Raw genomic sequence first — 14,158 nt, forward strand, 5'->3', positions numbered from 1 at the left:
ATGGCTTGCGCCGACGTTGCCCGGCAAGTGCGGCTCGGGGAGCCTGAGCGCGCCGTGCCGGGCCAGGAGGCCGAGAAAGAGGTGCAGCCGATGAGGCTTTTCCTGAGCGGGGACGTGATGACCGGCCGCGGTATCGATCAGATCATGCCGCGACCATCCGATCCAGCGCTGTACGAACCGCATATTCGTTCGGCTCGCGGCTATGTCGATCTCGCGGAACGCTTGTCCGGCGAGATTCCGAGGGCGGTGCCGTTCGACTACATCTGGGGCGATGCGCTCACCGAGATCGAGCGGCGCGAGCCGGACTTCAGGATCATCAATCTCGAAACCAGCATCACGGCCGATGGAATCCCGGAAGCGAAGGGGATCAACTACCGAATGCATCCCGACAATGTCGGCTGCATCGCCGCCGCCGACATCGACTGCTGCGTCCTTGCCAACAACCACATCCGGGACTGGGGACCGGGCAGCCTCGACGACACCTTGCTCGCGCTGCAGCGGGCCGGGATCGCGGTGGCCGGCGCCGGCAGGGATGCGCACGCCGCCGCACGGCCCGCGGTCCTCGAACGAGCCTCGGGAAGGCGGCTGCTCGTCTTTGCCTTCGGCTGCCCGTCGAGCGGTATTCCCACCGGTTGGGCGGCCGGAGAGGACCGGGCGGGCGTGAACTTCCTTGCGAACTTCAGCGAAGACGCGGTCGCAAGCGTGATCAGAAGCATCGACGAATACAGACGGCCGGGAGATCTGGTCCTTGCCTCCATCCATTGGGGACCGAACTGGGGCTTCGACGTGTCGATGCGACACCGGCGTTTCGCCCGCGATCTGATCGATAGCGCCAGGGTCGACGTCATTCATGGGCACTCGTCGCATCATCCACTGGCGATCGAGATCTACGCCCAGAGGCCGATCCTTTACGGATGCGGGGACTTCATAAACGACTATGAGGGCATCGGCGGGCACGAAGAGTTTCGCCCGGATTTGACGGTCGCGTATTTCCTTGATGTCGACGATCGCGATCACCGGTTGCTCGGCATGGAGTTGGTCCCCCTCCGGCTGCACAAGTTCCGACTCGTCCGTGCGTCCGATGACGATGCTGCCTGGCTCGGCAGGACTCTGGACCGGGAGTGCCAACGCTTCGGCCAGCGTATGCGCTTGAGAAAGGACGGCACGCTGGCCCTGTCGTGGTGAAAGCGAAACCAGAGATTCGTGTCTCGCCGGGTCGATGACAATCTGGCTTCTGCTATTCCGGTCGCAAGTGCCAGGTCCGGGGAGCGTAGGCATCGAGAGCACGCTTGTGACAGTTCCGGCACGAACTTTCTCCATAACACGCGAGTTCGCGGCCCTGGATGCACAAGTTCCCGTTCATCGAGCGACCGCGGCATCCGTGATCGCACTGAGGGCAGCCGCAATCTTGTCCATCACCTCGTCCGCATTTCCGATCTCGTGGGCATCGGTGATCCGCGATGGCAGCCAGTAGCCGACCTGCACCTTGCCGCCTGCATCCGCCCACACCAGGACACGCAAGGGCAGGTCGATCCCCGCCGTCTGCCGCTTTTGCATCAGCGGCGTGCCCAGCGCCGGATTACCGAATATGATCACTGTTGTCGGAGGCAACTCGAGACCACTCTTTCTGGCCGCCGCGGCGTGATCGACCGTCGCGACGACGGTCGCGCCGCGCTTTTCGATCTCGGCCTGCAGGACCTGTACGGTGGCAGCAAAGTCGGCCGCACTCTCCTTCACGATCCAGTCGGCGTCCTGGGCGCGGGTCACGGAGCCACCCGACAAGACGATGACCATGGTCGCTATCGGGATTGCGAGCATCTGGAACATCGTTTCCTCCTTGAGACGTTACGCCGTCCATTGCGCAACGAAACCTGCGCATAGAGTGCCCCTCGCATCCGAACAGGAGAGTACCCGTTCCGGACAGGCAAGTCTGTCGCATCCACCTGACGAAATCGTGAACTGCGTAGCGTCTGGTCCTACGACAGCTTGCGACACCAAGCGCTGGCCGTTGTTCATGCTTGCTCCGCGAGCCCCGCGGTCGCGCGATCAAGCCCAAGGCGCGGCTGCGTAACCGTTTCGGCATCTCGGCCGACCGCCGGCGTCGGAGGCGAAGTCGCGCAGCAATGGAAACGGGAATGACCGCGAACCGACTTCTTCCGGGCCACGGTCGATCTCGCGGAGATCGTCTCCCCCTCCATGTATGATGCAAGCAACTTCCTTTACACGGGACGCCACCTGCGGCGCCGGACTGCTTTGTGCTCTATTTCGCTTCGGCGGGCTCAAAGGTTGCTTCGACCTCGCCGCGCGCCGGATAGTCGGTCTTCAAGACATAGTCGATCGCTCCGAGAATGTCGGAGAAATGGGGACGCGCAAACGGCATGGTCTGGACGCTGCCGAAGTAGAGCGTGCCATCCGGCCGCACCAGATAGAGCGCCGGCTCCGAGAACAGATCCGGCTCTTCTATTCCCAGCGACGTCTTGCCGCGACTGCGGGAAATGTAGAGGCCCCATTCGCGCGCCGTCGCCAGGGACAGGCCGTAGCCGATGCGAAGGTGAGGCAATTGCCAGTCGAGACTCGTCATGACGGCGCGCTCCTCGACGTCCGTCGAGATTGCAACGACAGACACGCCTCGGCTCTCGAACTCGCCGATCTTGGCGTCCAGATCCTTGAGCTGGGTCCTGCAGATCGGACAATGGAACCCACGGTAGAACAAGACCAGCGAGAACGCCGCCGGCGTCTCTTTGCGAATGTCGTAGGTGCGTCCTCCGACAATCGGCACCTGAAGCTCCGGTACGGACTGGCGGGGAAGAAGGTGAGGAAATGGGGCGGTCATTGCATGCGTCCTTTCGAACCCGCGCGGGACGGCACAGGTTGTGATTTTAGAGCGATAGATATAAAACATGCATAGCTCGACCGCGTTGGCAAGAGGCGCCGCGGCCCCGCGCGGCTCAGGAGGGAATAAAATGGGGCGACCACGGGAATTTGATCAGCCGGCGGCGCTGGCAGCGGCGATGGACCAGTTCTGGCGCCGGGGATACGAGGCGACATCCGTGCGGGATCTTGCCGGTGCAATGTCGATCACCGGTGCCAGCCTCTACAACGCCTTTGGAGACAAGCGGTCCTTGTTCCGGGATTGTCTGGAGGCCTACATAGACGCCTACGCGCGGCGTCGGATCGCGGAGCTCGACGCGTGCGAGGATCCGATCAGGGGAATCCAGGCCTTCTTCGACGATCTGGTGGAGGCCTCGCTCAATGATCGTCGGGGCTGTCTCCTCATCAACTCGGCGATGGAGGTCGCACCTTGGGATACCGAGCTTGCCGCCTTGATCGAGGACTGCCTGCGGGAAATCGAAGATGGTTTCTGTCGCGCTCTGAACCGGCTTTCCGCCGCCGGACCGCGTCGAGCCTCGGGCAGTGAACGGTCGACGGCAAGACTGATGCTGTCCGCTGTCATGGCTCTGCGTGTGCTGGCCCGCGCGGGCGGTCACGAGGAGCGTCTGCGCAGCATCGCCAGATCAGCCGTCGCCCTGGCCGAAGGGCACCGGTCGCTGTGATCGGACGGGTCGTGCTTGCCCGGGTCAGCTCATGCCCACCCTCACGCCGTGGAGAACGCCGCGCCCGCCGCGCGGGGACCGACCTTGGAATCGTGGCGCCGGATCGTCTCCAGTGTCCGCATATGGCGGCGGCACCCTTACAGGCAGCGGAATCCGCTGCAACCGCAACCGAAGCCGACTCAACACCTATTTGGATTCCATCACGGTAATCGGCTGCCAGTCGTCATCCGGATCTTGCCGCTGAAGCAAACGGCAGCGCGCGATCATCCAGCGGGACGGAGGATCGTCGCCGCGCGCCGCCACCGTCTCCTCGAACTTGCTCTCTGCGTCGCGCCACCTTCTCGTCCTGTAGAAATGCAGGCCGCTTTCGTACGATCCGATCCATGACGGCCGCTCCTCCCCGGCCATGGCGATGAGCTCGAAGATCGCGATTCCGCCTTCGCGGCCGTAAACGGCGATGCGATCGAGTTCGCGCACGATGATGTCGGCACCAGCGGCCTTGCGGGCCTCCTCTCCCATTATGATGCTTGTCCCGTAGAGCTTGTTTGCGGTTTCGAGCCGACTTGCGACGTTTACCGCGTCACCGACGGCGGTATAGTTCAGACGCGTGGCGGAGCCGATATTGCCGACGAGCGCGACCCCGCTGTTGAGCCCGATGCGCACGGTGAGCGCGTTGCCGGCGTCGTCTCTCGGGCCGGTGTCTCTCAAAGCCCGCGAGATCCTCAACGCCGCCCTGCAGGCGGCCGTGGCGTGGTCGTTCCTTCTCCGTGGTGCGCCCCAGAAGGCCATGACGGCATCGCCGATGAACTTGTCTATGGTGCCGGCCTCGGCTTCAATCGCCTGCGAGGCGAGATCCAGGTAGCCGCTGATCACCGGTACGATGTCCTTGCCGAGCCGCTCGGACATCCCGGTGAATCCTGCGACGTCGGCGAAGAGAATGGTGAGAGGCCTCATTTCTCCGCCGGGTCTTGCTTCCATTCCCTCCGTCACAAGCGTGCGCACAAGGTCGGTGGGGATGTATTTCGCGAATGCGCTCAGTCCCGTCGCCATGTGAACCAATGCCGTGGAAAGCTTGTCGAACTCGACCAGCCACGATCGGCGTCTTGAAATCTGGTCGAGTTGGAAGTTCTCGACGGCGCGCAGATCCTCCGCGACCGCGCGAAGCGGCTCGGCCAGAAGACGTTGCGCAATCAACACCGACACGCCGCCGGCCGCCAGAACCAGCGCGAGCAGGGTAAAGGCCAGTCGGGCGGTGGTCCGGTCGATCTCGGCGAGAAACTCGGCTTCCGGAATGATGACCGCAACGTGCCAATCGAGGAAGTCGAGCGGGGTTGCGGTAACGTTGTAGGATACACCCTGATCGACAATGCGCACCCTGATGGCCTCGCTGGCCGCCGCGCCGCTCGCGAGGCGCTGCCCCAGTTCGCGCGCGATCCCGAAGAGCGGATGACCGCCAAGATCGGCGCCGTGCACCTCGTCCGCCGCCCCGTCGGGGCCGGCTACGATATCGCCCCCGGAAGACAGGATGAAGGCGGCTCCGGTGCGGGCGACCGAAAGGGAGCCGAGGAAGCGTGAGAGGCGATCGATTTCGACTATCGTGGCGAGCACGCCCTGACGCTTGTAGTAGACGTCGATGGGGCCGGCGAAGGCGGCCGCTGCACGTGTTGCCACTGGGTGCTCGGCGATGATGAACCATGCAGGTGCATCAGCCTTGATCGCCTGTTGATACCAGGCATGGTCGGTGACGAAGTAATCGGTCGGCTCGAAATTCCTCTGGTAGAACTCGATGTCGCCAGGCACGACCTTGTAGCGGTCGACGCGCCGGGTCCACGCGCCGTCCTTGAGGTAGATCTCCATCATCTCCAGTTCGCCGTCGCCAAGCTTGTGGGACGCGAAGAAGGTCGAATCGGGCCATCCGAAGGCGACCCACGACAGCGAGGGCTGCGCCTGCAGTTGGGAAAGGAACACGAATTCGCGCTTGTCGGCCTCTCTCGTCTTGATGACGTTCTGCAGGAAGATCGTGCGAACCGCGCCGAACGCCGCTTCCGCGCTGGCGATGCGTCCCGCCACTTCGTTGCGCACTGTTTCGGTGATCTGGTGGTCGAGGGTCGCAACGAGAAGGCGACTGTTGCTGTCGGCTGTTCGCCGCCACAGGGCATCCACCGCAATCGCGCTGACGGCAATGCAGCACAGCAGGAAAACCGAAATGGCAACGCTGACTCTTACCCGCATCCGCTGCTCCGTCGGAGAGCCGTTCGTCTCGCTCCGTCAGACCGCTCTGCCGCCCGGCCAAATGGCGGAAGACGCTCATCATTCCGGACTGAACCAGATGTCTCCATAGAACGTCCGCGTGTGCCCCTTGTGATCATCAGCATCCGTCATGATCGCAACAGCATCGATCTCGCGGATCTCCGCGCCGAAGAATCTCCTGAGGTCGTCTCGAACGTCCCGCTTGTATCCGACCCACGAGCCGAGTCCTTTTTGTCCGCTGTCGACCGCAATCAGGCGAACCTGTGCCGAGTAAGGGCTTGGCCACGCACTTCCTGTACCGTGTTGGCTCGCCCAGACATAGTTGAGGGCGAGAGACCGGGCTCCGAGCAGACCGCGTTCAACGACGACGAAGATACGCGCGGGGAAGTCGTCGCCCGACTTCTGCCTTTCATCGATACCTGAGAAAATGCCGGTCACTTTCCACGACCAGTTGAGGAATGGCGTCTTTGTCAGATCGATGCGGATCTTGCGGTAGCGACCCGAAGCCGCCGCATTCGCTTCCGCCGCGAGGACGACGCTTCGCAGGTCGGCATCCTCGACCAGCTCGTACTTCGTCTCGCCCTTGAAGGAGCGGCTGCTCCACTCCGCGAGCGAACCTCGCGAAAAGGAACCGACTGGGATGTCCTGGCCGGCCGCTCGCCCGATCGGGAAGGCCACGACGAGGAGAAAAAGGAGAATGCAGATCAGCCTCAAGGTCGCGTCTCCTCGTTTCGCCGCTCTGTCCGCGCATGATCGCGGAGCTCTCGACTAGTTCGCTTTCCACGGATGGAATGTTACGCCGCCGCGCAGCCACCGTGCAGCGATCCGGATTGGGAAAAACGCACCCCCAACTCCCGGATGAGCCGTTGCCGGCGACGACAGCGCGCGCTGTGGGCGCGGGCTCACGCGAAGCCCAGGTGCCGCCAGGCGAGGATCCGGCGGCCATTCCAACCTGCGAGCATGGACAGGAGCACCACGCTTCCGAACTGCCAGACAAGCACCATGAGACTGGCATCCTGGGGATGGAACAGGCGCAGCCCGAAGTTTCCCAGAGCGGCGGCTGCCAGCGCGCCCAGCAGGACGGTCACTCGCGGGGCGAGCGGCGCACCTTTGTGAAGCATCGTGACCATTGCCAGTGCGGGCACTGCGCCGACCGCTGCGATCATGGGAAAACAGACGGGGCGGCCTCGCCGACGGCTTGTCTTCCGCTTCGACGGGATTGGGCCACGCGGTCATGCGCCCCGTTGCGAGGCGCCCGACATCCGGACCAGCGCCCGAACCACGCCCGTCTCCGACGCAAGGCCCGCTTTTCATTAGTTCGACGGCCGATGGTCGAAGGTTGCAGTCGAGGCGTTCGGCGGAACCTGACCGAGATCACGAAACCGTGCGCCGCGACGGCGTAACAGGCGGGTCGCCTCGACCGAATTATTCGTCGCGTGCGCCACGATCAGCGTGCGAAACCCCAATCGGAGGATGAAGTCATGTCCATGAGATCGAACGTAAGCGCATCGGTTCTGGCCGGCGCCGTCGCAACCGCGCTCGCGTCACTGGCGAGTGCCGGACCATTGACCGAGGACGAAGGAAAGGCGGCGATGGCAGCGGGCAAGGAGAAGTGCTACGGCATTTCCCTTGCCGGCGCGAACGACTGTGCGGCAGGACCCGGCACGACCTGCCAGGGTACGTCGACCGTCGATTTCCAGGGTAACGCCTGGGCATTCGTCCAAGGCGGAACCTGCGCCAACATCAAGGTGCCGGGAGACCGCAGTGGCTCGACAGAACCGCTGACACGCGACCTTCCGTCGTAAGCCGCACCAGCAGGTTTCGGAAAAGTGTCCCACGGTTTTCCGACAAGAACCTGCGGCAAGAGAAGAGCCTGGGCAGGTGAAGCGTGGGCGAGGCTATGCAAACCTGCTTGGCGTGCCGGAAAGCGGAGGAGGCAAAGATGAACGAACCGGTCAACGACCGCGCGCCAGGAGCTGCGCCAACCTTGCGCTTTCCGGCCCATCCGCTTGCCGGCCTGGCCGGTACCAGCTTCAAGCACGAACATCTTCCGGCGATCGTCGCCGCGGGGAAACAGGAAGGCTTCTTCGAGGTTCACGCCGAGAACTACATGGGGGCCGGCGGGCCGCCGCACGATGCCCTGACGCAGATACGTCGCGACCATCCCGTCTCGCTCCACGGCGTCTGCATGTCGATCGGAGGACCGCAGCCGATAGACCAGGCCCACCTCGCACGGTTCAAGGCGCTCGTCGACCGCTACGAGCCGGCGCTTGTTTCGGAGCACCTTGCATGGTCGACTCACGGCACGACATTCTTCAACGATCTGCTGCCGCTGCCCTACACGGAGGCCACACTCGCCCGCGTCGCCAATCACATCGACGAAGTGCAGGAGGCGATCGGTCGCCCGATCCTGCTGGAGAATCCGTCGACCTATGTCGTCTTCCCCGAGTCGACGATGACCGAGACAGGCTTTATCCGTGAGGTGGTGCGCAGAACGGGCTGCGGCCTTCTCCTCGACGTCAACAATGTCTTCGTTTCGGCGACCAATCATGGCTACTCGGCGCTGGCTTATCTCGCCGGTTTCCCGCTCGGCCACGTCGGCGAGATACACCTGGCAGGACATGCCCGGCAGGCAGACGACGAGGGCGACCTTCTGCTGATAGACAGCCATGACGCTCCGGTCGCCGATGCGGTCTGGAAGCTCTATGAAATTGTGGTTGATCGATGCGGGCCCAGGCCGACGCTCATCGAATGGGACAGCAAAATCCCGGAATGGCCGGTACTGAGGGCCGAAGCGGCGGCCGCGCAGACAATCCTCGACCGCCACGCGCATGGTTTTGCGCAGGAGAAGATCCGTGCTTCCCGCTGAGCGCCGCAACCAGGATCCCGCGCACTGGCCTTCATATGCGGATACCTTTGCCCCGGCACTGCTCGACCCCGGCCGCGCGACACCGGCAGCGGTCGCCGGGCCGAACGGCAAGGCAGCGATCAAGCGTTACAACGTCTATCGCAACAATGTTACCGTCAGCCTCATCGACGCGCTGGCGGCTACGTTCCCGGCGACGCAGCGCATTACCGGGGAAGATTTCTTTCGTGCCATGGCGCGGTTCCACGTTCGCGCCACTCCGCCGGTCTCGCCGCTCCTGTTCGAATACGGCCATGATTTTCCCGATTTCATAGAACGTTACGAACACGCGCAATCGCTGCCGTGGTTGGCCGATGTCGCTCGTATCGAACGGGCATGGCTCGATGCCTATCATGCCGCCGATGCCGAGCCACTGGCGCCCCAGGCGCTCGCTTCCGTTCCTTCGGAGCGGTTGGCCGATGCTGTTCTAACGCCGCATCCCGCGGCGCGGGTCACGCGTTCGCGCTTTCCGGCGGTTACGATTTTCGTGGCAAACCGGAGCAGCGATCCCGTCGGCCGCATAGAAGCCTCCGAACCGGAGGACGCGCTCGTGACCAGACCACGCCTTGAGGTCGCCGTCAGGCGACTGCCACCCGGCGGCGCAGTCTTTCTCACGCACCTTATTGCGGGCGAGCGGCTCGGCGCGGCCGCTGCCGCAGCCCTTGGCGATAGCCCGGACTTCGACCTTTCCGCCAATATCGCCGGAATGCTGAAGGCGGGCGTGTTCAGCGCAGTCGGGCAGGGAGGATGACATCGATGGCACCTTGGCCCGAATTCGCCGTCGGCACGTGGAGACGACGGATCATCAATCTCGTCGAGAGGGCAAACGCCATCATTCGCGCCGTTGCCCAGCCTTCGGTCACGCAGATTTTCCTGCGTGTCGGTCTCGCGATCCCGTTCTGGCGGTCAGGCGTCAACAAGTGGGATGGGTTCCTGCAATTGAGCGACACCGCAGTGTTCCTGTTCAGCTCCGAGTTCAAGCTGCACCTGCCGGGCGGTCCCTATGCCTTTCCCGCACCTGCGGCCATGGCATTCGCTTCCGGTTCGGCCGAGATTTTGTTGCCAATTCTCCTGGTCCTTGGCCTTGCGACGCGCCTTGCCGCGTTCGGGCTTCTGATCATGACCATAATCATACAGTTCACGGTGCCGGACGGCTGGCCAATCCATGTCACGTGGGCGGCAATGGCACTTGGATTAATGGCGTGGGGACCGGGTCGGGTTTCGCTCGACCATTGGCTGGTTCCGAGGTGATGACGGCGTCCTTGGTGCGATCTCGCCTCGCAGGTTGGATCAAGCCGAAGCAGCATGTTGCTTCCCCATCGGGTGCGGATATTCGCCCGTCGCTGGCCTTCGGACACATGTCATACCATACAGGTCGTACCTGCTGTTGCGGAGAGCCGATGACCCGGCGAGCGCAGAGCTTCGATGACCGCCTCCGGCCGATCGCAAGCCGTCTCTACGGCTATGCGCGTGCGCTTGCGGCCGATGCCGAGGCGGCCGCCGATCTCTACCAGGACACCCTCCTGCGGGCCATCGCGAGTCCCGCCATTCCGGACGGCGAGCGTCCCTTCCGTGCCTGGCTCTTCACCATCATGCGCAACCGCTGGATCGACCGCCTGCGCATGCAGAGCCGCCAGCCGGAAGTTGACCCGCTCGAAGATCATTGTGCCGTCGAAACCTTCATGCCGGCATCGCTCGAGACCGTCATCGTGAACCAGCTTGCCGTGCGGCAGGCTTTCGCCATGCTCGGTCCGCACCACCGCGACGTCCTGACCCTCGTCGACGTCGGCGGCTTCAGCTATGACGAGGCCGCCGAGATGCTGGGCGTGCCGCGCGGCACGATCATGAGCCGGGTGAGCCGGGCGCGCCAGGTCTTGTGCCGGATCCTGTCGGAAGAGAACGTGACCATGCACCCGTCGGCCGGGAGAAGTGCTGAACGATGAGCGAGAGCGTTACCTTCGACAAGCTGAGCGCTTATGTCGACGGCGAACTCGACGCAGCCGAGGCGGCACGCCTCGCTATGCTGGCGGCGCGCGATCCGTCGGTCGCGCAGGCAATCGCTCGGCTGCAGTCGCTGCGGGCGGCCATTGCCGACAGCGTGCCGCCCCCCGTTCAGTTGCTCGTGCCCGACATGCCGTCGCCGTTTCCGCCTCGGAGGCTACCCGACCTCAAGCGTGTTGCGGCCGCCGCCGGCCTTGCGCTCGCCTTGCTCGCGGGCGGCTACTGGTTCATCGATCGGACGAGGACTCCCCGAACGATGACCGACCTTGCTGCGGCGGTCGCCCTGCACGACCGGTGGCTGGAAACGGCGCTGCCGCCCCTGCGGCCGAAGCCGACCTCCGCGGCGCCGGCCGACCGGCTGCTCTCGGCTACCGGCCTTCGGCTGGTGCTGAAGGAGCGGGTGGAGCTCGAAGAAGGAATGCTCGCCCTGCATAGCCGTTTCGTGGGCGAGCGCGGCTGCCGGATGAGCTTGTTCGAGTTCGGCGCCGGGTTGCGAGACGACGCTACCAATGCGCTCGACATCCATCAGAAAGGCGCCCTCCATGTCGCGCGCTGGCAGTCGGGCCGAACGATGTTCATCGTGGTCGCGCGCGACATGGATCCCGTGCGTTTTGCCACGATCGCGGGTAGTCTGCGCACCTTGGGTCCGGCGCTGTCCGAGCCCGCGATGGACGACCTCATCGCATCACTGAGCACGGCCCGGCAGCCCTGCCGCGCCTGACATTTTTCGCCAGGGCACGGAATATCGCCGCCGTCGTCGCCGTCTCCTCTGTCATCCGGCACTTGCCGGACGACGCCGTCAGCACATGCAGCGGCGGCCAATGGGAGGAATGCATGACCGAGAAAATCGATCTCAGGCGCCGCTATCTGCTTGCGGGTACGGCTGCTGCAACCGGCCTTGCCGTGTCCGGAGTGACTGTTTCGGCGCAGGACAAGCCCTTGCCGGACTATGTCAGCTTCAAGAAGCCAGACGCGCTCATCGTGCACAGCAACAACACGATCGAGACGCGCCGCGATGCCTTCGGTACCAGCCTGATCACGCCGGAGGACAAGCTCTACATCCGCAACAATGTCAGCCCGCCCGATGCTTCGATCGTCGCGGACCGCGATGCCTGGGAAGTATCCATCGAAGGGGTGGCGGAACCGCGCGCGCTCACCGTCGGCCAGCTCAAGTCGATGGGCCTCGACACCGTGGCCATGGTCCTGCAGTGCTCGGGCAACGGCCGAGCCTTCTTCGACCATAACCCGAGCGGCACGCAATGGAAGGTCGGCGCGGCCGGCAACGTGATCTGGACAGGCGTGCCCCTGCGCAAGGTCGTCGATGCGCTTGGCGGGCCGGCCGAAGGCATGAAGTTCATCACCGGCACAGGCGGTGAGACCATACCGGCGGACCTCAAGGAGCGCGACGTGGTCGTCGAGCGTTCGGTGCCGATCGACGTGCTCGACACGGTCCTTCTGGCCTGGGACCTGAACGGCGAGCCCGTCTCGCTTGCCCATGGCGGGCCGCTGCGCATGATCGTGCCGGGCTATACCGGCGTGAACAATGTCAAATACCTCAAGCGCCTGGCCCTGACCGCGCAGGAGAGCGACGCACGCATCCAGCAAAGCCGCTACCGGCTCCTCCCGGTAGGCGAGAAGGCAGGTCCTCAGCATCCCTCGGTCTGGGCGATGCCGGTCAAATCCTTCGTCACCGCCCCGCTCGACGTTGCGCGCGCCGGCGCGGTCCAGGTCACGGGCTTCGCGTTCGGCGGCATCAATCCCGTCCAGTCCGTCGAGGTTTCCACCGACGGCGGCAAGAACTGGCAGAAGGCCGAGTTCATAGGTCCCGATCTCGGCCGCTATGCCTGGCGCAGCTTTGCTCTCTCCACCGACCTCCAGCCTGGCACGCATCTCATCGTCAGCCGCGCGACCGACAGCGAAGGCAATGTCCAGCCCGAGGAGCCCGAGCCCAACAATTCCGGCTACAACCACAATGGCTGGCGCGACCACGGCGTGGAAGTCGCCGTCAGCTGACCATCCTGCCCGTCGGCGGCCCGCGGACGGGCCTCTTCCTCACCGGAGATCCCTTTATGCGCCTTGCCGCCGCTGTCCTGCTTGCCGCCAGTCCCATGCTCCTGGTTTCCGCCGGGGCGGCGGCCGCCGACGAGACGCGCCTCGCGCTCGGGCGCCAGGTATTTCTGGAGACCGCCCAACCTGCCTGCGCGCTCTGCCACGAGCTTGCCGACGCCGGCTCGGACAGGCAGATCGGGCCACCTCTCGACCAGCTTCGCCCGGACCAGGAGCGCGTGCGCAAAGCCGTCGTCGAGGGTGTCGGCGCGATGCCGGCTTATGAGGATCTCTCGAAGGAAGAGATCGATGCGGTCGCACACTACGTCTCGACCGTGGCCGGCAGTCCGCGCTGAGATGGAACGCTGCGGACCCACCCACGATTCCTCGGATCACGCCGGGGGGCTCGCCTTGGCGGAGATCGGCCGTCGGCGGAGCTTGCGCGCCTGTTGCCGCCATGCTCTGTAAAGAAAGCCTGCGGTTGCGTCCGCAAGAAGAGTGCTTTGATTGACGTCAAGCCGCAGGCACGGTGCGGCCGATATCGTTGTACCTCGCGCCACGTGCACTGGCTGCAGCTCGAGCCCGTTGGTGGAGGGCGCTGTTTGAAGATTGGCAATCTCAAGGCTGACCTGGTGGCCCTCTACGAGGGCAGCACGCACGGTGCCCATATTTTCCGCTACGCGCTCCTGGCTTTCGATCTGCTGACGGTGACATTCGTGATCCACCTCGTTCCTGCCGAATGCGCTCGTCATAGAGGTACTGGGTCCGGTTTTCGGGACAGTCATCCTGGCGGACTTCCTGGCGAGGCTGTTCATAAGCCGCAACCGTTTTCGCGATCTCTTCAATCCGGTTTCAATCGCCGACCTTGCGGCGATCTTCTCGTTCCTCGCGCCAGTCGCTGGCGAGGGCCTTGGTTTCCTGCGCATCCTGCGTACGGTCCGCCTGCTCCACACCTACCAGATTTTGGCCAGGCTGCGGCACGACTTCGTCTATTTCCGTCGCAACGAGGATGCCTTGGTCGCTCTGGCCAATCTGTGCGTCTTCTTGTTCGTCATGACCGGGGTGGTGTTCGAGACCCAGCATCGGCAAAACGCCCAAATCGGCAACTATGCCGACGCGCTGTACTTCACCGTTACCGCCCTCACCACGACCGGCTTTGGCGACATCACGCTGGAGGGAACGACGGGTCGCATGATCTCCGTGGCGATCATGATCGTAGGCGTGACGTTGTTCCTTCGTCTGGCCCAGGTACTGTTCCGCCCTGCCAAGGTGTGGCATAGGTGCCCCGCATGCGGGCTCATTCGACATGACCCCGATGCGGTGCATTGCAAGCATTGCGGGACCGTCCTTCACATCGAAACCGAAGGTGCGAACTGAACCGGATGACCGGCGCCGTCGGAGC

General features: G+C 64.0%; 15 protein-coding genes and 1 pseudogene. 11 read left to right on the forward strand and 5 right to left on the reverse strand.

Annotated features, from left to right (window positions below; all coding sequences use genetic code 11):
* The gene (locus tag JN280_RS21065; RefSeq protein WP_244741839.1) at positions 1-1,185 is read left to right on the forward strand and encodes a CapA family protein; all 1,185 of its coding nucleotides are present in this window, start codon (positions 1-3) and stop codon (positions 1,183-1,185) included.
* A 174-nt stretch (positions 1,186-1,359) separates the two neighbouring features.
* On the opposite strand, the gene JN280_RS40325 is transcribed toward JN280_RS21065, so the two are convergent.
* Positions 1,360-1,827 (reverse strand): DUF302 domain-containing protein, encoded by a 468-nt coding sequence (locus JN280_RS40325; RefSeq protein WP_202304897.1) that lies wholly within the window; start codon positions 1,825-1,827, stop codon positions 1,360-1,362.
* A gap of 433 nt (positions 1,828-2,260) precedes the next feature.
* On the reverse strand, positions 2,261-2,833 hold the full coding sequence (locus tag JN280_RS21075; RefSeq protein ID WP_202304899.1) for a peroxiredoxin-like family protein: 573 nt from the start codon (positions 2,831-2,833) through the stop codon (positions 2,261-2,263).
* A 130-nt stretch (positions 2,834-2,963) separates the two neighbouring features.
* On the opposite strand from JN280_RS21075, the gene JN280_RS21080 reads away from it, so the two are divergent.
* The gene (locus JN280_RS21080; RefSeq protein ID WP_202304901.1) at positions 2,964-3,554 is read left to right on the forward strand and encodes a TetR/AcrR family transcriptional regulator; all 591 of its coding nucleotides are present in this window, start codon (positions 2,964-2,966) and stop codon (positions 3,552-3,554) included.
* Positions 3,555-3,740: 186 nt separating this feature from the next.
* Here the strand turns inward: JN280_RS21080 and JN280_RS21085 are convergent, their stop codons facing one another.
* From JN280_RS21085 to JN280_RS21095, 3 genes are all read right to left on the reverse strand, one after another.
* Entirely contained in the window at positions 3,741-5,786 is a 2,046-nt protein-coding gene (locus JN280_RS21085) for an adenylate/guanylate cyclase domain-containing protein (RefSeq protein WP_202304903.1), read from the reverse strand.
* 78 nt (positions 5,787-5,864) lie between these two features.
* On the reverse strand, positions 5,865-6,518 hold the full coding sequence (locus JN280_RS21090) for a DUF3047 domain-containing protein (RefSeq protein WP_202304905.1): 654 nt from the start codon (positions 6,516-6,518) through the stop codon (positions 5,865-5,867).
* A 188-nt stretch (positions 6,519-6,706) separates the two neighbouring features.
* Entirely contained in the window at positions 6,707-7,024 is a 318-nt protein-coding gene (locus JN280_RS21095) for an NrsF family protein (RefSeq protein WP_274609098.1), read from the reverse strand.
* A 261-nt stretch (positions 7,025-7,285) separates the two neighbouring features.
* On the opposite strand from JN280_RS21095, the gene JN280_RS21100 reads away from it, so the two are divergent.
* The 9 genes and pseudogenes from JN280_RS21100 (at position 7,286) to JN280_RS21140 (ending at position 14,133) form a co-directional block, all read left to right on the forward strand.
* The gene (locus JN280_RS21100) at positions 7,286-7,609 is read left to right on the forward strand and encodes a BufA1 family periplasmic bufferin-type metallophore (RefSeq protein WP_202304909.1); all 324 of its coding nucleotides are present in this window, start codon (positions 7,286-7,288) and stop codon (positions 7,607-7,609) included.
* Between the two features lie 137 nt (positions 7,610-7,746).
* Positions 7,747-8,673 carry an MNIO family bufferin maturase gene (gene bufB / locus JN280_RS21105; RefSeq protein ID WP_202304911.1) on the forward strand — a complete coding sequence of 309 codons (927 nt, stop codon included), beginning with the start codon at positions 7,747-7,749 and terminating at the stop codon, positions 8,671-8,673.
* Positions 8,660-9,460: an HvfC/BufC N-terminal domain-containing protein gene (locus JN280_RS21110; RefSeq protein ID WP_244741843.1), complete on the forward strand. Its 801-nt coding sequence runs from the start codon at positions 8,660-8,662 to the stop codon at positions 9,458-9,460. Before bufB ends, JN280_RS21110 begins: the two co-directional genes overlap by 14 nt.
* A gap of 5 nt (positions 9,461-9,465) precedes the next feature.
* Positions 9,466-9,960 carry a DoxX family protein gene (locus JN280_RS21115; protein ID WP_202304915.1) on the forward strand — a complete coding sequence of 165 codons (495 nt, stop codon included), beginning with the start codon at positions 9,466-9,468 and terminating at the stop codon, positions 9,958-9,960.
* A 149-nt stretch (positions 9,961-10,109) separates the two neighbouring features.
* Positions 10,110-10,652, forward strand: coding sequence for an RNA polymerase sigma factor (locus JN280_RS21120; protein ID WP_202304917.1), 543 nt, complete (start codon positions 10,110-10,112; stop codon positions 10,650-10,652).
* Positions 10,649-11,431, forward strand: coding sequence for a hypothetical protein (locus JN280_RS21125; protein ID WP_202304919.1), 783 nt, complete (start codon positions 10,649-10,651; stop codon positions 11,429-11,431). Before JN280_RS21120 ends, JN280_RS21125 begins: the two co-directional genes overlap by 4 nt.
* 113 nt (positions 11,432-11,544) lie before the next feature.
* The gene (sorT, locus tag JN280_RS21130; RefSeq protein WP_202304921.1) at positions 11,545-12,723 is read left to right on the forward strand and encodes a SorT family sulfite dehydrogenase catalytic subunit; all 1,179 of its coding nucleotides are present in this window, start codon (positions 11,545-11,547) and stop codon (positions 12,721-12,723) included.
* Between the two features lie 56 nt (positions 12,724-12,779).
* On the forward strand, positions 12,780-13,112 hold the full coding sequence (gene sorU / locus JN280_RS21135; RefSeq protein ID WP_202304923.1) for a SorU family sulfite dehydrogenase c-type cytochrome subunit: 333 nt from the start codon (positions 12,780-12,782) through the stop codon (positions 13,110-13,112).
* 252 nt (positions 13,113-13,364) lie between these two features.
* Positions 13,365-14,133 (forward strand): annotated as a pseudogene (locus JN280_RS21140) (ion channel).
* Positions 14,134-14,158 lie beyond the last annotated feature (25 nt).

Origin of the sequence: Mesorhizobium sp. L-8-10 (assembly GCF_016756635.1) — a bacterium.
Lineage (GTDB): Bacteria > Pseudomonadota > Alphaproteobacteria > Rhizobiales > Rhizobiaceae.